Below are 18,680 nucleotides of genomic sequence, written 5' to 3'. Positions count from 1 at the left end.
TGGGCGTCAAGGTTGATTTAACGAGCAAGGCAACTTACCCTTCCGCTTGTACCGAACGATCAGTACTTTTTGGGAAGCGAAAAGATCTATGGCCACCGCTCAGGCATCGAAGGACGAAATCATTGACCGGCTGTTCACGGTGTTCCGGGATCGCGGCTTCGACGGGGCGTCGATCGCCGATCTGTCGCGCGCAACCGGTCTCGGCAAGTCGAGCCTCTATCACCACTTCCCCGAGGGAAAGGAGCAGATGGCCGAGGCCGTGTTGGAGCGCGCGACAGCGGTAATCGACAGCGAAATCCTGAACGCGGCGCACTCGTCCGGCACGCTGAAAGCCCGCATTCGCAAAATCGTGGCCACGCTGGACCAGATGTACGTCGGTGGGCGCGCCCCCTGCGTGCTCGGTCAACTCGCCACGGCCAACATCGGCTCGGTTGCGAAACAGGGTTTGTTGCTGGCGTTTTCGCACTGGATCGACGCCATCGAAGCCCTGGCGCGTGAAAGTGGCATGTCGCCGGCGCGGGCGCGGCATTTCGCGGAGGACTGGGTCGCTCGCCTGCAAGGAGCGCTCATCCTGCAGGCGGCAAACGGCGATCTCGGGCCGTACAAGCGGGCCATGGCCGCGTTGCTCGAACTTTCGAAGGAAGGCAGGGATCACGCTCCGGAGTAGGTCTCGTCGCCAGCTTCCGATGGCGTCTGGTGATTCCGGGGCGACATAGGGCATCGGCGGGCGAATCGCACTGTTCCGTCACAATAAAGTTTGGAAACGGCAACAAAGTTTGGAAAGTTGACGGAGTGACCCGCAACAAACTTTGGAAATCGTAACCGATATGAAAGCCCTCTCACGAGGGCTTTTTTTCGAAATTTGAATTTCGAAAGTTGTACGTGATCGCTGACTATAGATACAGGGACTAATCGCGTTTACCCCGCGGTGGGAGCGGCCCAACCGAATGGTGTGAGCGCCACGTTGTACGCAGGCGAGTTCGGAGTTGGGTACCCGGACGTCCACTCACGCGGGCGTGCGCCATGTACGGTACTTTCCTGAAATTCTTGCCGCTCGATGCCGCCGTGCTTCGATGCCATGAGTCTCAGACATTTGGCCAAAGTGCCGCGACATACGCCAGCTCAGCATCAATGATGGCCCTCTGTACCGCAGAGTTGGTGCCAAGCGTGTATAGCTTAGATCCACGCACATCCAGAACCCCCATGCGTGTATTTGCGCTTGATTTTTGTCTGAGGCAATGCTCCATGAGTGCGGTAATAAGATCCATTTTGGATTTATTTACATCGTCATCTTTCAAGTAGAGCTTTATGACGTGTGGCGTATCGTTGTAAAGCAATCCAATTTCAGGGTTGACGGAGACCTCGATACCGGAATTTGTATACACGGCCGTTGGTGGAGAAAACCATTGAGGTCTCTTTGCTCCCCACCATTTTCGATATCCTTCAATAATTTCCGGATACGCGGAGCGCTTCTTTACATCTTTAAGGCCATCGAGAATGGAGTCTAGCTCGGATTTGGATTTTCCAGATTGGTGAACGGAAACGATTCCATCGCGCAATGGCTTGTAGAAATCAATCGCCGGGCTGTAGTCATCTCTGTTCTTGATTTGTCTAACTTTTGTTGCCTTCGGGGAGCCCGCCTTCGAAACTACGTCAACTAGATCGGTGAGGGAAAGTCGCGGCATAGTTGCTCCAGGATTATGATCGTGGCGTGCAGTCCGTTTGGTAGCATACTCTTGAATTGGATGGATATGTGGTGCTGAGATCGAAGTTCGATGGATTTTATGTGGAATGGAGGTGGGAATAGATTTAAGGGGGTATTTTTTCTACGGAAAACGTTTGAGGGATGATGTGTTTTCTCGAATGCTACGTTATGGTGGGGACCTTGCACCCATGGAAAAGACGAGTCTTCATTGACACGGAGTTCACGAATTTGGACTCTCCGGCGCTTGTAAGCCTCGCGCTAGTTGCGGAGGATGGCCGCGAATTCTACGTCGAGCTGACAGATTATTTAGTTAGTGACTGTACTGACTTTGTGCGAACGATTGTTGTTCCACAGCTAGGACAATATCCCGATAGAGTGATGTCCAGTGTGGAGGCGGCAAGGGAGTTGAGCAGCTGGATGAACGAACTTAGACAGCGCCGTGAGAAACCCGTGCTTTGCTACGATCATCCTATCGACGTCGAACTGCTGGTGCGGTTGCTTGGAAAGAGACCAACGGGTTGGCAGTTTCAGAATGTAGCAGCAAGGCTTGATGTGAGCGAGCGTGGCCGATACTTAGAACAATCCGGTAGGCATCATCCTCTCGGAGATTTACGAAGACCTTCTCAAGCGAGTGGCCGCCGACTCGGCCGGCTATGCCGGCGAGTTCTACACCCAGCGCCACATCATCCGTGCCATCGTGCAGGTGGTGCAGCCACGGGTCGGCGAGCGCGTGTACGACCCCTGCTTTGGCACCGCTGGCTTTCTGGGCGAAGCGGCCGACTACGTACGTCGACACAACACTCTCAGCGCAAAGCAGCTACCGGCCATGTTGCCGGGCTCGCGTTCAACCATACGGAGTTCATCGTGACCAAGCCGCACCCCTCTCTTTATCAACTCACCTATCTCGTTGGCGAACTGCTTATGGTTGCATGGGCAGCATCGGTACAGCGAGCAAAACCTTACAACTCTAGCGTTCCCGTAAAGGATCGTCCTTCGACAAACCGGTTTCGTCGGGATCTGTTGGCATTTGTCGAACGCGACCTGCTACCTCGTTACATCACGGGTTGTACGGAGGTGGAGCATGTCGAGAACCTGGTCCGGATCTGCGAATATGGAACCCAAATCGGCGGAGCCTTGTTTGATGACGCTGGATATCGGCTGGGCGTTGCCCAGAAATTCTTCAATCTGCTTCTAAAATCGCTCTGGTCGCTGGGTCTGATCCCGGAACCGCCGCACTGCCCTGTGGACCGCGTGATTATCGGGAGAATCTCCGACCAGATTGAGATTAACTGGACTGAAATTTCGACGGTCGATGAGTACAAACTTGCGATCAATGCGCTGCAGGCCGAGGCGTCGTCGCGTCAACTCTCGCTCGCTGAGTGGGAGCTACGTCACTATGATCGCAGGAACCCACTGAAGCTCGATCTTTCACGTTTTAATTGACGCTGCTCCGATGTACTGAACTGAGCATTTCATGCCAATTTGCAGGGTCGCGGCGTGTCGCCGCGGCGCGAAGCTGATCGAGCAGCATGTCAAATCTGCGTCGCAGCAAATCGTTTCGATCGTGGACGTAATCGTGACGCGTTGAGATGTTCGAAGACAATAAAGCTTGGAAAAGACCTTTCAGTTAAATTTCAAAAAACATTTTGGTCGGCGTGATAATATCGATATGTTTATTTTGATATGCGCATCGTGATTTTGATGCTTAAATAATATTGCGGCCTGGTGAAATGCATGGCGATTGGGATGCCTCAGACTGTCTGTATTCCAATCTTTATTGCCGAACGTTCCGAACTAAATTGTCACGGAACACGCACGCATTGAACGGCCTTTTTCCATGCGCGGCATGTGACGCTCCGGCTAGCCTTTCAGATATTTCCAGAATCAAACCGGACGACTCGCCCATGCCGCGTCGAGATAATCGTGTCCCGGTACAAAAGGCCTCAGCAGAAAGGGATGACGCCGTGTCAGCCCGTCCGCGAAGAAGTACCAGTCGCCAATCGAGCGTTGATCCGCTTCGTACGTCTTGTCGCGGGGAACGCGTCGCTGGATCCGGGGCCACAGGTCGGCGTGCAAATCGCGCCATCGCGACGGTCTGCCGTTGTCGATCGCCGGGATGAACGTCTTGATGCTGTAGCAGTCGTCTCGCACTTCGCCAACAAATACGCCTTCTTCGCACGCGAGCCCCAACTGCAACCATTTGTCCCGGTAGATCCACGGCTGCAACCAATAGATATTTGCCATGGCGGTATAGAGGCGCGTGCGGATCTCGTCCTCGCCGGTTCGGCCCGTCCGCTGAATGATCCGTTGCATTGCATGCTGGCTAACCTCGATCCGGTACATGAGACCGTCTTCCGGCCGCACAGCCGACGAACAGACGAAGAAGAAGAAATCCAGCCCGCCAGTGGCGCCACGTTGCTCGAACAATCCGCAGTACATGGTCATTTCGCCGAGGCGTATCAGCGGAAACGTGATCAGGTGCTTGTCGAGTTCCGGCTTCAGCACACGTTCCATGTAGCGGAATGCCTTCCTGCCGCTCATCCCGGGCCGCCACTGCTTTGATACCCGCTTTATCGCGCCATCAAATACCCTGGAAAACGCGAACTGAGACGTCGCATCTGAAATGACTCTTGCTCGTCCGTTCGCTATACGCGGATCAACGAAGCGCGGATGGTCCATGATTCATCGGGTCTCTGCTGCATGCAGTCGATCTGCCAGATCGGCCACAACGGGGAAGTCGATGTGGGTTTTAGCCACTTCGTCGAGGTCGTGGGTGAAGACATTCACGGCGGCGAGTGCAACGATTTCGACGCTCGGTGCGTCGTCGTAGCCCGCATGCCTCACTGCAGCGATGTCGGCATCGCCGAGATGACCAAGCTGCTTCGCTACCAGGCGCGACCATCCAGCGGATTGCATCAATAGAAGCGTTCCGACCAACCACGCGCGCATAGGGAATTGCGCGTGGCCAGAACGGAGCAGCCAGCCATCGAGGCCAGGCAGCCGGACGCTTCATAGGACGCCCGGGCCACCCGGACTTCAGGCGGCCTGACGGGCCCGCGTCCGAAGCGGCGGGAACGTCGCGTCAATGTCGGTCTTGAACGTGTTGTTGAAGAGGTTGGTGATGAAGCTGAACGCGGTCTCGGCGACGATGTCGACGATCTGCTCGTCGGTGTAACCCGCGGCACGTACGGCTTCGACATCCGCGTCTTCGATGTGACCGCGCGACATGGCGATCTTGTAGGCGAACTGCAGCGCGGCGTCGGCCTTCGGATCGGTCGAATGGCCGTCGCGATTGAGCTCCATGTCTTCCGGCGTCAGCCCCTGCAGCTTGGCGCCGAGGTAGGTGTGGGCCGACAGGCAGTAGTTGCAGCCGTTCACTTCGGCGGTCATCACGTGGATGCGCTCCCGGGTCTTGTGACCGAGGCTCTTGCCGAGCGCGCCGTGCATGTCGGCGATCGCCTTCAGTGCGTCGGGGGATTGCGAGATCAGGGCGAAGAAGTTCGGGATCACACCGAGAACTTTCTCGTAGTTCGCGAGGATCGGTTGCGCTTTGGCGGGAGCGGCTTCTTTCGAGGGGATTGCAAGGCGGGCCATGAGATTTCTCCGTTAATCCGAGCCACCGTGGCTTCGGTAGGAGAGATAGTAGTGACTTCCACCCAAAACAATAATTGGCTATTTTCGAGAACCGACATTCCATCCAGTGAAAGTATTGAGGAATTGGAAAGAGCGCACTCCTTGGAGCGAACGCTCGTCAGGCCTTACCCAGCTCCGACATCGCCGAGCGCAACCGGTCGGTTGCGAAGTCGAGGAAGACTCTCATCTTGAGCGGCAACAGCCCGCGCTCTCCGTGGACGAGACTGACAGGAATCGACTCGACATCGAACTTCGGAAGGACGTGGACAAGCTCCCCGGTGCGGAGCGCGGCATCGCAGTGGTAGCGGTACACCCTCGTCAAACCGGTGTGACGGAGCGCCGCCTGTACCGCTGCCTCAGCCGTGGTCACGGACAAGCGCGGAGTGATGTTGACGTTGAAATCACGTTGGGTCGACGGATCCCGAAACCACCATGTTGCGGTGGAAGGGCCGGCGAAGACAACACACGGAAGCTTTTCCAGGTCGCTCGGGTGTTTTGGTTTGCCGTGCGCAGCCAGCAGGGCCGGCGAAGCGCACACGAGTGTATCCATGGCGCCGACACGCGTTGCAATCATGTTGCTGTCCGGCAGGGTGCCGATGCGCACTGCCATGTCAACGTGGTCATCGTAGAGATGAAGGTTCCGATCCGAGAGAACCAACCGGACGTTGATCTCGGGATAGGCAGCCAGGAAGTCCGTGACGATGGGCAAGATGTACACATGGCCGAACAGCACCGGCGCGGTGAGCACCAGCTCTCCCCGTGGAGTGGTGTACTCGCCAGCCGCGGCGCGTTCGGTTTCCTCGATGTCTTCCATGATGCGTCTGGCAGACGCGACGTATGCTTGGCCGGCATCGGTCAAGGTCAGCTTGCGCGTTGAACGATGCAGCAATTTCGTGCCGAGATACGCTTCGAGTTCCGTGACCTTCCGGCTCACGGTCGGCAGCGGCATATTCAAGGCTTTCGCGGCCGCAGTGAGGCTACCTTTTTCGATCGTGAGCAGCACGATCGACATTGCTTCCAGTCTGTCCACTTAATCTTCCACCCAATGAAAGATGATCTATGGATATGAAACTATCATTTTTCTGGGTGAAATATCGGAGAAAGCTCTGTCCACACTGGCCGGGGCCTGACGAAGCCGCGTAGTCGGAGTAGATGCTGGCCATAAAAACGACATCGGGGGATGCACCGGAATCTCCTGGTTTTACAAACACGTGTGGGCTCTCAGAAAAGGTGTCTTTGGCACCCTTGAGAAATCAAGGACTTGGACATCTTTTCTGAGACGAGTGCACGCTGCTCGTCTCAGAAAAAGTGTCCTTGGGCACGAAAATTCTCAGAAAAGCTGTCTTTGGACAGTTGTCCGGCTCCCTCGGTACATCTCGTGCAGAAAGCGGCGAGCGCGTCGGTGTGACTCTTATCGGCCGTGGCCACACTCGGCCCTTGAATAGGATCTTGGCTGAATCCGATGAGAATTCGACGGAACTCGGCGTGCATCTCGCTCGTTCGTGGCTATACGATGGACGCGATATTTCCTCGTCCCATGCAGTTCGCACGGCTCGTTAGTCCGGGCAAGTCTCACGGCTCGTTGTCGTGGCCCCATTTATTTCACTTCCCGTCCCGGGTGATCACCGATGCCTTACGGGGCCCGTGATCACCGTGGCGTGGGAACGCAAACAAGAGCGACGGCACAACGCGAGCAGGTCCGGGAGATCGAGCGCGGCATCTGGAGACCGCAAGCGACAACGAGGCCGCAAGTCCCCGTCGCTTGTTTTGAGGATGTGCCCCATTACAACCGGTAGCCGACGGTGGCGAGCAGCGCGCCCAACGAGAATCACCCTACCCAGCCCAGGCGCTTGTTCAACGCCTGGATGGCTGCGCCGACCTCTTGGAGTCCAAGACCGGTGTTCGAATCCGCCTATGTTTCGAGCACGCGATGCACGTCTGCCCGAGTGGCCAGCAAGTCCAGATCATCGAGGTCAGTGGGCACCACGTTGCTGAACCACGATAGATGCTCGAGCTCCATCCGTCCGCCCCCTTGTGAAGAGGTTGTGGGCAGCAAATCGGTGTGCTGATCGGTGTTGATCACCGCCTAGGAGGCTGCACGCAACTCGGCTCGATGCTCTTGCCCCCGCCACAACTGGGTATGCGTACCATCTCATCGAGCCCCATGGCGCCATCGCGCTCGGCGGCTGCGGCGATCTGGTTCGTACCCATCCAACGCGATGCATATACCGCTACGCGCAGCGCAGGATCGTCGCTTGTCAGGAACTCGTCCGTCCGATTGGCATCCTTCGGCAAGGCGAGGCACACGAGCCCCGTGCGGACGTTTTGGAACGGAGAGAGTGATCCGTGTTTGATGCCCTCGTCATCGGCGGGCATTCACGCGCGTACTCGTCGATCACCGCTAGTCACTTCAACTGCCGGTTCGCCGTTCTGCGCGACGGTACGATTTCACTCAAATCAGGCCCATCACTCATCGAAACAATCTGGCCCCGCACGGCCGATCGCCCCTCGACGAAAAAGGGGCGGAGCCTGCCAGGGCCTTCGTCCAAGTCAATACGGTATCGGTGGCAACGAGCAACCCTTCGGCGGGCCGTCCCCGACTCGGGGCGCGACGGTATCTCTTGTCGCACACATGAAAGCACGGTGATACGTCACCATATGGCCCTTCCATGTTGAGAATGTATAGTCGTTATCCCATCGCATTTCGTAACGATAAGGCCCACAGCCCCACTGGGTACACGTCGGATTCTGCCTTTTTCCCGTCGCCCTCCAAACACCTCTATAATCCGCCGCCGGAATGTACTTATCGAGCGCGATTATCATCGCATACGCCGTAGATCCGGATGGCACATAGATTGTTTGCCCAATGGTGAAACTCTGCTCTTGCGTCACGGCCTGACTATAGGAGGCACTTAGGCCGCCGCCTTGGCTTTTGAAGGTCGGGGATAAATCGATACCGATCGTCCACTGCCTCGTGATCGACGTGCTACGGCCTTCTGTCTTGTTCGCTGTGCATCCACTATTCGACGGCGTACTGCAACTGAGCGTAAATTCGGGATAATATTTTTGGACCCTCCACACCCAATACGTTCCTTGGGCACCTTGATTGGAATAGTACGAAATATACGAATTATTTCGATCAGCGGAAATCGTTGGGTCCGTCACCCACTTCGTTGTTCCGGTAGCGAGAGCGTGACTATTTTGGGAAAGCAAGCCCAGGCAAGCCGCGAGCAATGTTGCCAGAACGGCATATCGAGAGAATTCAATTTTCATTCGATTCACCCCGCAATCATTGCGTTTTTTGTTTAATCAACGAATCGCTTCCGCGTCGCCCGAGTTTGGGCAAGAGCGTGGCCAACTCATCTCGCTCTGCGGCATCAAATGCGAGTACGCCTACCCCCTCATCCGGCGCCCCCTTATACAGCAACGCAACCGCTGCTTTGCGCCCGACATGGGCCAGTTCGATACTGAGATCGAGAACGCGCTGTTGACTATCGGCACTCCCCGATGAATCGATGATTATCAGATAGCCTTCGTTCAGCGCACTGGATACTTTCTCTTTATAGCGACCGAAATCTTCATCTGCGTTCACAATCACCCCATCAAATTGATTCTGAATTGCGGGATTCACCGAATCGCTGGACTGGATTGTTGCAGAACGGCCAAGTTCTTGCATTGCAATCCCCACGGATCCACTCGACAAGTTGACCCATGCAGATTTTCTTACGGAATAGTCCTTATCGATCGCGACGGAATTTTTCCCGGCGGTCGAAAGGGAGTTCGATTCGAACTGCTGCCCGGATGCAGACTGCTGCGTCAGCACACTGGCAGGAGAACCTACAGCTCCGTCATCCCCTCCACACGCACTGACCGCAAGCGACGAAATTCCCATGAACAACGCAATGCGCCACCTCATCCGACACCCCCAAATTCATTGAAAGTTTCTAAGTTTCAAATAACCACCCACAACAAAACAACCAATACATCAGCACACCGCATCATTACAGCGAATCGATATTTGCAAAAAGCCGCATCGAATACCGTGCAGCGGGTCCGATTCGGATAATTACCTCGGAAGCACCACCGGGCCGTGACACCACCCCACACGACCATAACTCATTCTTGACTCCAATTTACAACCCGCAGCCTAACCCGCCTCATTTTTACGAGGAAATTAAATATCTCGATAAGTGTTATTAATTATAATAATATGCCTCTCATGCACACCAGCTCAGCCATTCCACATACAATCACGATCGACTATTTGAATATGCGAAGATCAAAAACTCCCATTTTATTCATCAAATGCCAAACCGCCTTACTCCCAGCCACCACATGCGATTCGCGACAATTCCATGGATGGCGCTCCAAGCAAGACGGAAATCTTGATCCGTCGAGCAAAACTATTGTTCCGCGCCACCGAATGACAATCGTCAAGGAAATGAATTACTGTTTCTAATTCCGAGATTCAGCACATCCCGATAATGATTGACCTCGATCTATTGAACACCCTGCTGTGCGTCGTCGAAGAGCGGAACTTTACGAGAACCGCGGAGAGAATCCACAAGACGCAATCCACAGTAAGTCAACAAATATCGAGGCTCGAGAGATCACTTGGACACACGTTGCTCGTCCGCGATAGAAGTGGTAACAATGTTGTCGTCACGGAACAGGGTGAAATATTGGCGACCTACGCGCGTCGTCTTATTGAACTTGCCCAGGAAGCAAAAAATGCTCTTGCGGCCAACCGGGATTTGATTCAAATTCGAATTGGAATACCAGAAGATTTTCGGGTCGACCGGATTACGCAAGTTCTTTCCGGATTCGCCTGTATAAACCCGTCCATTCGACTTGAAATAGCAAGCGGCATGAGTATTGATCTGCATGCGAAGCTTGCTGCTGATCAGCTTCAACTCGCCTTGGTAAAACGGGAACCCGGAACGGGGGCGTGTGTGGCGTCTTGGCCAGAGTCCGTCGTCTGGGTGACAAACCGGCAGACTGTCACGCCGTACGACGTGTTGCCATTGGCAGTCTTTCCTCGAGGATGCATCTACAGGGCACGAGCGGTATATGCTCTCAAAAAAGCAGGAATACGATGGAGAGTTGGTTTCGAAAGTCCCAGCTTGACCGGAATTCAAGCCGCGGTATCTGCCGGCTTGGCCGTTGGCGTATTGCCAAGATCTGCCGTCTTGCCCTCCCATCGAATCCTGTCGTCCTCCGATAAGCTGCCCGATTTACCGGGGACCGAACTTGCCTTAATTGCAAAAGTGAATCCAGTCAGCTTTGAACAACGTCCTCTCGTAATTTTTCTTTGCGGTGAAATCGAAAAAATCCTACACGATCAGGAAAATTAAAGGAATGATGGCGTAAGAGATCAGTCTATTCGCCGATGATCAACATCCTCTCGCGGCGATGAATCAGAGCGCCGGAGAATGATCTGAAACAGCCACGGTTTCGACACAAGGCATAAACGGACTCGTATCGGATCGCCGAATTTAACCGCGCAATTTCAGGTTGCTCAGGCACATGGCTTTCAGCACCCTTCGCCGTCACACCAGGAGCCAATGCCGCAAGCGCACACGCCGTTCTATTCTCGGTTGGCCATAAAACGGCTGTCGCCCAATACAGATGCAGCCCCGACTCCCAATTACTTGCCGCCGATCGATATCCGCCATAACTCGTAGCGCTCGTGACCGTTTGGGACCAGACCTGCGACATGGTCACTCAGCGCGCTCGACGTGAAGACGAGATCGCCGGTCGGAAGCAGAGCCGGAGTGTCCGGCCAATGCACGCCATCGTCGGATGCGATCAACGACATCGATTTCGTGCCCGGTTCGTACTTCACGATGCCATTGTGCGTGACATCGGTAATGTAGAGCACACCGTGCGAATCCGTCACGATTCCGTCCGTGTTGCCACCGACAGCACCAAGATCACGAATCTCCGTGGCGATCTGCTCATCTGTTGCACCGTGCAGCCTAAGAACGGCGGTCGGAACCGAACGTGCGCGTGTTCCTGTCGTCACGGTCCAATACAGCGTCGCACCGTCCGGCGACAGCGCGATACCATTGATACCTATCAGCAGCGGCTTTTCCGGCCATACTTCAACGCCATGGGAGACGACCTTTACCCCAGCTTCGACCTGCAAATACGGATGCCCATCCAGCACACGTCGCGCCGTGCCTGACGCAAAATCGGCGACGATCAGTCCGACCTTGTTATGCGGTGAACTGCGCGAGCCACTGTCGGAAACATACGCGATGCGCCTGTGTTCGTCGACGACGATGTCGTTGAGGAAGCTGCCGACACGATCGGCCACACCGTCGAGGGCGATGCGCTTCACGATTCGTCCGGATTTCAGATCGAACACCACGATTTTCTGGGCTCCAGCAGGTGCCTCCGATTCGCCGGCAACGAACCCCATGTCAAGTGCCCAGAGCCAGTCGTTTTTCCGATCGACGTAGAAGCCCAGCACGTTGCGCAAATGCTCGCTCGGAGCAGTTGCTATGGAATTGCCTTCCATTGACGGAAATGGCGTCAGTCGCGCCGGGCCGGTAGTTGCCCGAGTATCCAGCCTGCTTAGCGTCGCCGGTGTCGAAGCGGCGACGAACCGCGGGGTACTCACATATGCGGTACCGCGTGCGTCGAAATGAAGCCCGGCAATCGGCGCATTGACCGAGCCAGCGAACGGCGCGGGATCTCCACCGTCTTTCGGAATCTCCCAACTTACTCCGGCGTAGCTTCGCCAGCGTTCAAGCCGGGTATCGGCCACCGCAGTCGCTGCGGTCGCGCAACTGATGAAGGCAATTGCGAAAGCAAATGGCGTAACTCGACTCAAGCGCTCGAACATGATGAAGGATGGTGAATTCGTTAGATGCGGTTATGCGACTTGATGCAGATGCAGCAATTTGAAGGTTTCGATCCATTGACCGGCGGTCGCGCGGAATGCGTCCATCAGCGGGCTGCGCATGTGGTACTCCCACGACGCGCGGTCCGCCCATTGCTCAAAAAAGACGACCATCCCCGGCTGATCCAGCGATTCATGCAGTTCGTAACTGAGACAGCCGGGCTGGTGGCGCGCCATCTCGACGAGTTCCTGTTGGGCTTGAACCAGCACCGCTTCGCAACCGTGCTTCGCCTCTACGAGTGCAACAATGACGTGGGCAGACATATCGAGGCACCTGTTCACAGAATCGACCGAAAAGTGCCGCCTTCGACGCGCACCGCAGCACCGTTGGATGCGGCACCCAAAGGACTGACCAGCAACGCCACTATGGCGGCAATCTCGTCGGCCTCGATCATGCGGGCGATCAGTGAGCTCGGACGATACGTGTCGAAGAAGTGGGATTCGATTTCCGCATCGGTCATATCGGGCCGTGGCGCGGTCTGCCGCAAATACGCGACGATGCCTTTGGAGCGCGTAGCGGACGGCAGTACGCTGTTGACGGTCACACCCGTACCCTTCGTCAGTTCGGCCATTCCGCGCGAGACCGCGAGCTGGGCCGATTTGCTGACACCGTAGTGCACCATGTCCGGCGGCGTGAACGCCCCGACTTCGCTGGACATGAAGATGACACGCCCCCAGTTCTTCGCAAGCATGCGAGGAAAGTAATGACGTGACAGCCGTACGCCCGACATGACGTTGACATCGATCATTCGCAGCCATTCGTCATCAGTGATCTCGGCGAAGGCCCTGGCTTCGTAGTAGCCAAGGTTATTCACGAGAATATCCGTATCCGGCTGCGCTTCGATCAGTTCCGCGACACCTCGCTTGCCGCTCACATCGGCGACGATTCCGCGCACGCTGCCGCGATGCGCGGTAGCGGATATCTCGGCGACGGCGGTGTCGAGTTTGTCACGCTGACGCCCGGTGATCGTGACCGACACACCTTCGCCGGCCAACGTTCGTGCAATGGCCATACCGATGCCAGCGGTGGCGCCGGTGACGATGGCAGTTTTACCTTCAAGTTGCAGATCCACCGTTTGCCTCTCCCTTGCTCGTCGAAGGACCGGCTACGCCGGTCCATTGCGTGGCATTACTTCAGCCGCTTCAGCATCTCGCCCGCGACGTCGAGTGCGGAGGCCGGATTCTGACCGGTGATCAATTCGCGGTCGGTCACCATGTGCGCGGTAAATGGCACCTCGTTGCTGCTATAGATGCCGCCGGCCTGCTGCAGCGCGGTCTGCGGATAGAACTTCATCACTCCGCCGCCAAGCAGTCCTTTTGCCTGCTCCTCTTCCGCGTTGCTGATCACCGTCATGCGGTAACCGGAATAGATCCATTTCGGGTAGCTGCCGCTCGCGTTCCCCGAGGCGAGCTTTCGTGCAAAGCCCTGTGCATCGGGCAGGGTCGACAGCAACGCAATCGGACCATGACAAACGAGCGCCGTGGTCTTGCCGCGCGCGTGAAAATCGGCCAGCAGTCGGCCCACCGCGGGGCTGGTCAGAAGATCCTGCATCGGCGCGTGGCCGCCGGGAACATAGACGGCATCGAAGTGCCCGTAACCGATCTGCTCCACCCGCGACAGACTGATCACGGGAGAGTGCGAGCGCGACGTGATTTGCAGCTTGTCGAGCAAAGCCTGGTAACCGCGCATCGCCTTTTCGTCGCCGTTGAAGTACATCTTGTCGGCAGACGTCGCATCCATCGTGGGCGCGTTGCCCTCGGGCGTGGCGAAGGTCACCTGGTGGCCGGCATCAAGCAAGGCCTTCACGGGCTGCATCAGTTCGTTCAGGTAGAAGCCCGTCGCGAAGACCTTGCCGTCCTTCAGATCGAGGTGATCGGAATCCGACAACACCACGAGCACGTTGGCCGCGTGAGCGCTGTACGCTGCAATGCCGAGCATGGCGGCAACGGCGAGCTTGCGCATCGAATGCATAGCGTTCTCCATGGGGAATTTCAGGCCTGCCCTGAGTGATTCAGCAACAGATAACGGATCGCCGCGCCAACGCCGGAAGCCGACTGCGGGTTCTGGCCGGTCACGAGACGTCCGTCGACGACGACCTTCGCCGTCCAATTCGGTACGGGATGGTGATGCGCGCCGCGCTGTGTCAACGTGCTCGCGAGCAGGAAAGGCACGACGCGATCGAGTTGAACCGCGCGCTCCTCTTCATCCGTGAATGCGCTGAGGTTCTTGCCGGCGACCAGGTACGTTCCGTCGCCGAGGGTCACATCCACCAGCGCGGCGGGGCCATGACATACCGCGCCGACCACACCGCCTGCCTCATAGACCGCGCGAGTCACCTTTTGCACGTCGGGATTGCCCGGAAAATCCCACATCGCACCGTGACCGCCTGCAAAGAAGACAGCCGCATATTTCGACGCGTCGACATCGCCCAGTCGCTGCGTGTGGCGTAGCGCGTCGCGGAAAGCACTGTCGTTCCAATAGCGCGCGTTGACTTCGTCCGTCAGGTCAAGCCCGTCGACGGGCGGCTCGCCGCCCAGAATCGACGCGAATTCGACCGGGATGCCGGCCGCGTCGAGTTCGGCAAGCGGATGCGTCACTTCGCCGAGATAAAACCCGGTCGGCTCGCCGGTCGAGCCTTTCGTCGCGTGGCTCGTGAGTACGAACAGCACGGACAAGTCCTGCCGGTCACGATGTTCACTATTCATGGTTCGCTCCTCGATTTCAGTGGGTGACCCGACGACGGATCACAATGCGCCCACTTTATTTAGCTCAATGGAGGAGATAAACTGAGTCAGAAGTAAATCTTCTGTTCTCTGGGGGACAAGATGGGGCGAAGATTCGACCATCTCGGTGATGTGGAAGCGTTTGTCACGGTAATTGAAAAAGGCTCGATGACCGCCGGCGCGGTGGCCTTGGGCAGCACACCTTCGGTTCTGAGCCGAGCTATCACGCGCCTGGAGACTCGGCTGGGTGTGCAGTTGCTGCGTCGTTCGACCCGACGGTTGAGCCTGACGGAGCAAGGCAGGCTCTATCTGGAACAATCGCGCGCAGCGTTCTTGTTGATCGACGATGCCGAGCGCGCCATTCAGGGGCAGGACGGCGCGCTGACAGGTCATGTCCGGCTCAGCGTACCGACGACGTACGGACACTATCGTCTGCCACCGCTGCTTCGGCAGTTCACGCAGCAACACCCGCAGGTTCGCGTGGAGTTGAATATCGCGAACCGGAACGTCGATCTGGTGGCCGAAGGTTTCGATCTGGCGATCCGGCTAGGCGCATTGCCCGACAGTGGACTGGTCGCGCGCAAGCTCGAAGATGCAGCGTTATGCCTGGTAGCGTCGCCAGATTACATCGCCAATGCTGGCATTCCGGAAAACGTGGCCGATCTGGAGCGCCACCTTTGCTTGCCTTTCATGCTGCCCAGCAGCGGCCGTATCGCACCGTGGGTGTTCCAGGACGGCGGTCAGGACATCGACTGGCTGCCGCCTTCGAACGTCGCGGTCTCCGACGATGTGCTGGGTGTCGTTTCAATGGCGCAGAGCGGCGCCGGCATCTGCCAGACCTATGATTTTATTGTTCGGGACCGGATTCAGGCCGGAACTCTCGTCGAACTGCTGCCCCACCTCCGTGGCCGCACACGGCCGTTTTCTGTGATTTATGCGCCTCATCGTCGCTTGTCTGCGGCATCACGGGCCCTGATCGACATGCTTGTCGCGTCTACCCCCGATTCATCCAAATGAAAGCAGAATGATGGTTGATGGACTCTCAGCGCTCAGCACGGGTTCGGGAAATTCGAACGGCTCACTGATTGCCACGGTTGAACGACACCAATGAATGCAAGTGGCGTAGCGGCTTCATGCAACGATTCGAAGCACGTTGAAATCAGCCTGAAGCCGGCATGTCTTAAGGCTTTTCGTATTCGGGCGGTTACGCGCGTTTGATTTGCTTGATCAAAAAATCGACCATATCTCGCTGTGCGTTGTCAAGAATATCGCCGGTGCCGACTAGCGCAAGCTCTGACGGTGGCAATGGAGGCAAATCGGTGCAGACTCGATGCTCCGGCAAGATCGCAGACTTCGGTAGCACCGAGATAGCCAGACCTGCGGCGACCGCTGCCTGAATCGCAGTAAGGCTTTGGCTGCCAAACGCTATGCGCCAGGCACGCTGCGCCTTGTCGAGACTGCGGATCGCCCGCTGACGGTAAATACATCCGTGGGGAAAAAGCGCAAGCGCGATCGGCTCGTCCGAATCCGGCTTCGGGGAATCAGCATCCCGCCCCCGCACCCAAGCAAGCGACTCTGGCCAAGCCGCGAAGCAGTCGCCTCTGCCAGGTTCCCGCTTGACGAGTGCGAGGTCTATTTCCCTCGCGGCAAGCTTGCCTTGCAAATCCGCGCTCATACCCGCCGACGTTTCAAGCCTCACATCCGGTCGGACCTTCAGAAAACCCGAGAGTATTGCCGACATGCGCCGCGCATCGAAGTCCTCCGGGACCCCGATTCGAACCGGCGAAAGCTTGACGTCGCGCTGGAGCACCTCGCGGGCTTCCTGCGACAACGCCAGCAGCCTCCGCGCGTACTGCGCGAGCAAGACACCGTGTTCGGTGGCAACGACATGATTCCCCGAACGGTCCCTGAGCAGCAGCGGGCGACCTACCGACTCTTCCAGCTTTCGCACCTGCTGGCTAACAGTCGACTGCGTGCGATGAACACGTTCGCCTGCACGAGTGAAGCTGCCTTCATCAACGACGCAAATCAGCGTCTTCAGTAGCTCGAGATCAAACATGGTCAGTCATTTGAAATTTAAATATCCATGATTTTATTATCTAATTTCTAAATATGAGACCTTCTGCCTATGATGCGAATGTCTTCTAGCCAAACAGGAACAATGATGTCACTGAAAGATACGAGTCGGCCACAATGGCTGACATTCGACTGCTACGGCACGCTCATTCAATGGGACGAAGGTTTGCTGGCAGCGGTACGCGAGATTCTTGGAAAACGGCAGGCAACGGAGGTCGACGCATCCAGATTCATCGAGGTTTACGACCGGTATGAACATGAGCTCGAGCAGCAATCGCCCCACCGCACCTTCCGTCAGGTTTCCGGCCAGGGCCTTCGACTTGCGCTGGAGGAATTCGGGCTTGCCGGGAGCGAAAGCGACGCCGCAGTGCTGACTTCGAGGATTGCGGCGATGCCACCGTTTCCCGAGGTCGTCGGCACGCTAGGGAAGTTGAAAGCAATGGGATACCGTCTGTGTATTGTCTCGAATACGGACGACGACATTATTGCAGGCAACGTAGCACAACTTGGCGGCTATATCGACAGGGTCATTACTGCACAACAGGCCGGGGCCTACAAACCAGCACGTCGGCTGTTCGATTACGCGCACGAACAGCTTGATGTATCGAAGGACGACGTTGTTCACATTTGCGCCAGCCCGCATCTGGACCATGCAGCGGCGCGAGACATCGGATTTCGTTGCGTGTGGATTGATCGAGGCACGGGTCGAAAATTGCTGCCGGACTACACTCCAGACGCGACGTTACAGACGCTGCACGAAGTACCGGAACTCTTTGCTACGCTCGACTGGTAGTCCATTGTCCCGTTACCCCGATCACGGCTTGCCCAAGTGCATGCAATATTGCCGGAAGAAGCGACGCGTTCCGATCGGGGTACATCACACACGCTTCTCATCATCGACATACTGATCGCGGTCCGGCACATAAACCCTGATCCCAGAACGACACGTAACGATTTGCATCCGGTGCCCCGAAACGTCGACGCTGAATCCCGACGCAAATCAGGATGACTCTCGCTCCAGGACTGCCCCGCTCCACCACCCATCTTGCTCCGCTTCCGACACCGGCAAGAACCCATTGGTTTCCCAAGATCACTTGTCGGACCGGCCGCTGAAAAACTTGATCGGCATGGTGCCGGTCTACTTGGTAAGGCGACTGAGACTTCTCTCTTTGAGCCGTTGAAGGGCGCTCAGGTCGGATCCTCTTGCTCCCGATGCCAAAGGTCGTGGATGCCTTGCTTGCAACGCGCTCCAACTTCCAACGATGGCCTCAAGCTCAGTGCGCTCCAGCACAAACGCATTCTGCCGACTCATGCGGCTGGATCATCTGCATGATTGGTCCCGGTACTGGCCTCGACACATCCGATCGCAATCAGTCGGTTCGGTCGATGCGAATGTCCGGACTTTCAGGACACGAAGGCGTGAGAGTCAAGTCATGTGATATCACTCCCTGCATTGCTCGTTTCGACCAGCATCGTCGGCATGCCGCACTTGTTCACGAGGTTACTCACCCAGATACGCGGCCCGCACCTTCGGATCGTCGAGCATCTGCTTCGCGTCGCCTTCCATCGTGACCGTGCCCGAATCCATCACGTAGCCGCGGTCGGCCGCCTGCAGCGCGAGGCGCGCGTTCTGCT

17 protein-coding genes and 1 pseudogene are annotated in these 18,680 nt (G+C 56.7%); 5 read left to right on the top strand and 13 right to left on the bottom strand.

The window, feature by feature from the left end; genetic code table 11:
* The first annotated feature begins 88 nt into the window (after nucleotides 1-88).
* Entirely contained in the window at nucleotides 89-667 is a 579-nt protein-coding gene (locus G3N62_RS00095) for a TetR/AcrR family transcriptional regulator (RefSeq protein WP_059556383.1), read from the top strand.
* A 418-nt stretch (nucleotides 668-1,085) separates the two neighbouring features.
* Here G3N62_RS00095 and G3N62_RS00090 read toward each other — a convergent pair whose 3' ends face one another.
* Complete coding sequence (locus G3N62_RS00090) at nucleotides 1,086-1,685, bottom strand: hypothetical protein (protein WP_124609891.1); 600 nt, start codon at nucleotides 1,683-1,685, stop codon at nucleotides 1,086-1,088.
* Between the two features lie 884 nt (nucleotides 1,686-2,569).
* On the opposite strand from G3N62_RS00090, the gene G3N62_RS00080 reads away from it, so the two are divergent.
* Nucleotides 2,570-3,148 carry a hypothetical protein gene (locus G3N62_RS00080; protein ID WP_124670726.1) on the top strand — a complete coding sequence of 193 codons (579 nt, stop codon included), beginning with the start codon at nucleotides 2,570-2,572 and terminating at the stop codon, nucleotides 3,146-3,148.
* Nucleotides 3,149-3,589: 441 nt separating this feature from the next.
* Here G3N62_RS00080 and G3N62_RS00075 read toward each other — a convergent pair whose 3' ends face one another.
* The 5 genes from G3N62_RS00075 to G3N62_RS00055 form a co-directional block, all read right to left on the bottom strand.
* Nucleotides 3,590-4,384 (bottom strand): hypothetical protein, encoded by a 795-nt coding sequence (locus tag G3N62_RS00075; RefSeq protein WP_124670727.1) that lies wholly within the window; start codon nucleotides 4,382-4,384, stop codon nucleotides 3,590-3,592.
* Nucleotides 4,385-4,387: 3 nt separating this feature from the next.
* On the bottom strand, nucleotides 4,388-4,621 hold the full coding sequence (locus G3N62_RS00070; RefSeq protein WP_124609195.1) for a hypothetical protein: 234 nt from the start codon (nucleotides 4,619-4,621) through the stop codon (nucleotides 4,388-4,390).
* 120 nt (nucleotides 4,622-4,741) lie between these two features.
* Nucleotides 4,742-5,299, bottom strand: a complete 558-nt coding sequence (locus G3N62_RS00065) for a peroxidase-related enzyme (RefSeq protein WP_069705952.1) — start codon at nucleotides 5,297-5,299, stop codon at nucleotides 4,742-4,744.
* Nucleotides 5,300-5,456: 157 nt separating this feature from the next.
* Nucleotides 5,457-6,368 (bottom strand): LysR substrate-binding domain-containing protein, encoded by a 912-nt coding sequence (locus G3N62_RS00060; RefSeq protein ID WP_124670728.1) that lies wholly within the window; start codon nucleotides 6,366-6,368, stop codon nucleotides 5,457-5,459.
* 2,259 nt (nucleotides 6,369-8,627) lie between these two features.
* The gene (locus G3N62_RS00055; protein WP_124670729.1) at nucleotides 8,628-9,230 is read right to left on the bottom strand and encodes a hypothetical protein; all 603 of its coding nucleotides are present in this window, start codon (nucleotides 9,228-9,230) and stop codon (nucleotides 8,628-8,630) included.
* Nucleotides 9,231-9,822: 592 nt separating this feature from the next.
* Between G3N62_RS00055 and G3N62_RS00050 the strand changes: the two genes are divergently transcribed.
* Nucleotides 9,823-10,692, top strand: coding sequence for a LysR family transcriptional regulator (locus G3N62_RS00050; protein ID WP_124670730.1), 870 nt, complete (start codon nucleotides 9,823-9,825; stop codon nucleotides 10,690-10,692).
* Nucleotides 10,693-10,985: 293 nt separating this feature from the next.
* Here the strand turns inward: G3N62_RS00050 and G3N62_RS00045 are convergent, their stop codons facing one another.
* From G3N62_RS00045 to G3N62_RS00025, 5 genes are read right to left on the bottom strand one after another with little or no spacing between them, the layout of a single operon-like run.
* Nucleotides 10,986-12,188, bottom strand: a complete 1,203-nt coding sequence (locus G3N62_RS00045; RefSeq protein WP_124670731.1) for an L-dopachrome tautomerase-related protein — start codon at nucleotides 12,186-12,188, stop codon at nucleotides 10,986-10,988.
* A gap of 30 nt (nucleotides 12,189-12,218) precedes the next feature.
* The gene (locus tag G3N62_RS00040) at nucleotides 12,219-12,509 is read right to left on the bottom strand and encodes a putative quinol monooxygenase (RefSeq protein ID WP_059619756.1); all 291 of its coding nucleotides are present in this window, start codon (nucleotides 12,507-12,509) and stop codon (nucleotides 12,219-12,221) included.
* Nucleotides 12,510-12,523: 14 nt separating this feature from the next.
* Nucleotides 12,524-13,318 (bottom strand): SDR family oxidoreductase, encoded by a 795-nt coding sequence (locus G3N62_RS00035; protein ID WP_059619754.1) that lies wholly within the window; start codon nucleotides 13,316-13,318, stop codon nucleotides 12,524-12,526.
* A gap of 56 nt (nucleotides 13,319-13,374) precedes the next feature.
* The gene (locus tag G3N62_RS00030; protein ID WP_124489531.1) at nucleotides 13,375-14,217 is read right to left on the bottom strand and encodes a type 1 glutamine amidotransferase domain-containing protein; all 843 of its coding nucleotides are present in this window, start codon (nucleotides 14,215-14,217) and stop codon (nucleotides 13,375-13,377) included.
* A gap of 20 nt (nucleotides 14,218-14,237) precedes the next feature.
* On the bottom strand, nucleotides 14,238-14,951 hold the full coding sequence (locus G3N62_RS00025; RefSeq protein WP_124530256.1) for a type 1 glutamine amidotransferase domain-containing protein: 714 nt from the start codon (nucleotides 14,949-14,951) through the stop codon (nucleotides 14,238-14,240).
* A gap of 120 nt (nucleotides 14,952-15,071) precedes the next feature.
* Between G3N62_RS00025 and G3N62_RS00020 the strand changes: the two genes are divergently transcribed.
* Nucleotides 15,072-15,986 carry a LysR family transcriptional regulator gene (locus G3N62_RS00020; RefSeq protein WP_124489509.1) on the top strand — a complete coding sequence of 305 codons (915 nt, stop codon included), beginning with the start codon at nucleotides 15,072-15,074 and terminating at the stop codon, nucleotides 15,984-15,986.
* A gap of 187 nt (nucleotides 15,987-16,173) precedes the next feature.
* Here the strand turns inward: G3N62_RS00020 and G3N62_RS00015 are convergent, their stop codons facing one another.
* On the bottom strand, nucleotides 16,174-17,028 hold the full coding sequence (locus tag G3N62_RS00015) for a LysR substrate-binding domain-containing protein (protein ID WP_124670733.1): 855 nt from the start codon (nucleotides 17,026-17,028) through the stop codon (nucleotides 16,174-16,176).
* Between the two features lie 105 nt (nucleotides 17,029-17,133).
* On the opposite strand from G3N62_RS00015, the gene G3N62_RS00010 reads away from it, so the two are divergent.
* The gene (locus G3N62_RS00010) at nucleotides 17,134-17,838 is read left to right on the top strand and encodes a haloacid dehalogenase type II (RefSeq protein ID WP_069707191.1); all 705 of its coding nucleotides are present in this window, start codon (nucleotides 17,134-17,136) and stop codon (nucleotides 17,836-17,838) included.
* A 708-nt stretch (nucleotides 17,839-18,546) separates the two neighbouring features.
* Here the strand turns inward: G3N62_RS00010 and G3N62_RS00005 are convergent.
* Nucleotides 18,547-18,680 (bottom strand): annotated as a pseudogene (locus G3N62_RS00005) (ABC transporter ATP-binding protein); the annotation flags it as partial.

Origin of the sequence: Burkholderia sp. Tr-20355 (assembly GCF_017104685.1) — a bacterium.
Classification (GTDB): Bacteria; Pseudomonadota; Gammaproteobacteria; order Burkholderiales; family Burkholderiaceae; genus Burkholderia; species Burkholderia seminalis.
Note: the sequence above shows the minus strand (reverse complement) of the source record. Positions and strands in the feature narration are given on the sequence as shown.

What these genes read in the sequence shown, in the direction of transcription:
- G3N62_RS00025 (WP_124530256.1), bottom strand. Translation starts at nt 14,951, where the DNA reads ATGAATAGTGAACATCGTGACCGGCAGGACTTGTCCGTGCTGTTCGTA.
- G3N62_RS00070 (WP_124609195.1), bottom strand. Translation starts at nt 4,621, where the DNA reads ATGCAATCCGCTGGATGGTCGCGCCTGGTAGCGAAGCAGCTTGGTCAT.
- G3N62_RS00090 (WP_124609891.1), bottom strand. Translation starts at nt 1,685, where the DNA reads ATGCCGCGACTTTCCCTCACCGATCTAGTTGACGTAGTTTCGAAGGCG.
- G3N62_RS00040 (WP_059619756.1), bottom strand. Translation starts at nt 12,509, where the DNA reads ATGTCTGCCCACGTCATTGTTGCACTCGTAGAGGCGAAGCACGGTTGC.
- G3N62_RS00055 (WP_124670729.1), bottom strand. Translation starts at nt 9,230, where the DNA reads ATGGGAATTTCGTCGCTTGCGGTCAGTGCGTGTGGAGGGGATGACGGA.
- G3N62_RS00065 (WP_069705952.1), bottom strand. Translation starts at nt 5,299, where the DNA reads ATGGCCCGCCTTGCAATCCCCTCGAAAGAAGCCGCTCCCGCCAAAGCG.
- G3N62_RS00030 (WP_124489531.1), bottom strand. Translation starts at nt 14,217, where the DNA reads ATGCATTCGATGCGCAAGCTCGCCGTTGCCGCCATGCTCGGCATTGCA.
- G3N62_RS00010 (WP_069707191.1), top strand. Translation starts at nt 17,134, where the DNA reads ATGTCACTGAAAGATACGAGTCGGCCACAATGGCTGACATTCGACTGC.
- G3N62_RS00050 (WP_124670730.1), top strand. Translation starts at nt 9,823, where the DNA reads ATGATTGACCTCGATCTATTGAACACCCTGCTGTGCGTCGTCGAAGAG.
- G3N62_RS00095 (WP_059556383.1), top strand. Translation starts at nt 89, where the DNA reads ATGGCCACCGCTCAGGCATCGAAGGACGAAATCATTGACCGGCTGTTC.
- G3N62_RS00015 (WP_124670733.1), bottom strand. Translation starts at nt 17,028, where the DNA reads ATGTTTGATCTCGAGCTACTGAAGACGCTGATTTGCGTCGTTGATGAA.
- G3N62_RS00045 (WP_124670731.1), bottom strand. Translation starts at nt 12,188, where the DNA reads ATGTTCGAGCGCTTGAGTCGAGTTACGCCATTTGCTTTCGCAATTGCC.
- G3N62_RS00075 (WP_124670727.1), bottom strand. Translation starts at nt 4,384, where the DNA reads ATGGACCATCCGCGCTTCGTTGATCCGCGTATAGCGAACGGACGAGCA.
- G3N62_RS00020 (WP_124489509.1), top strand. Translation starts at nt 15,072, where the DNA reads ATGGGGCGAAGATTCGACCATCTCGGTGATGTGGAAGCGTTTGTCACG.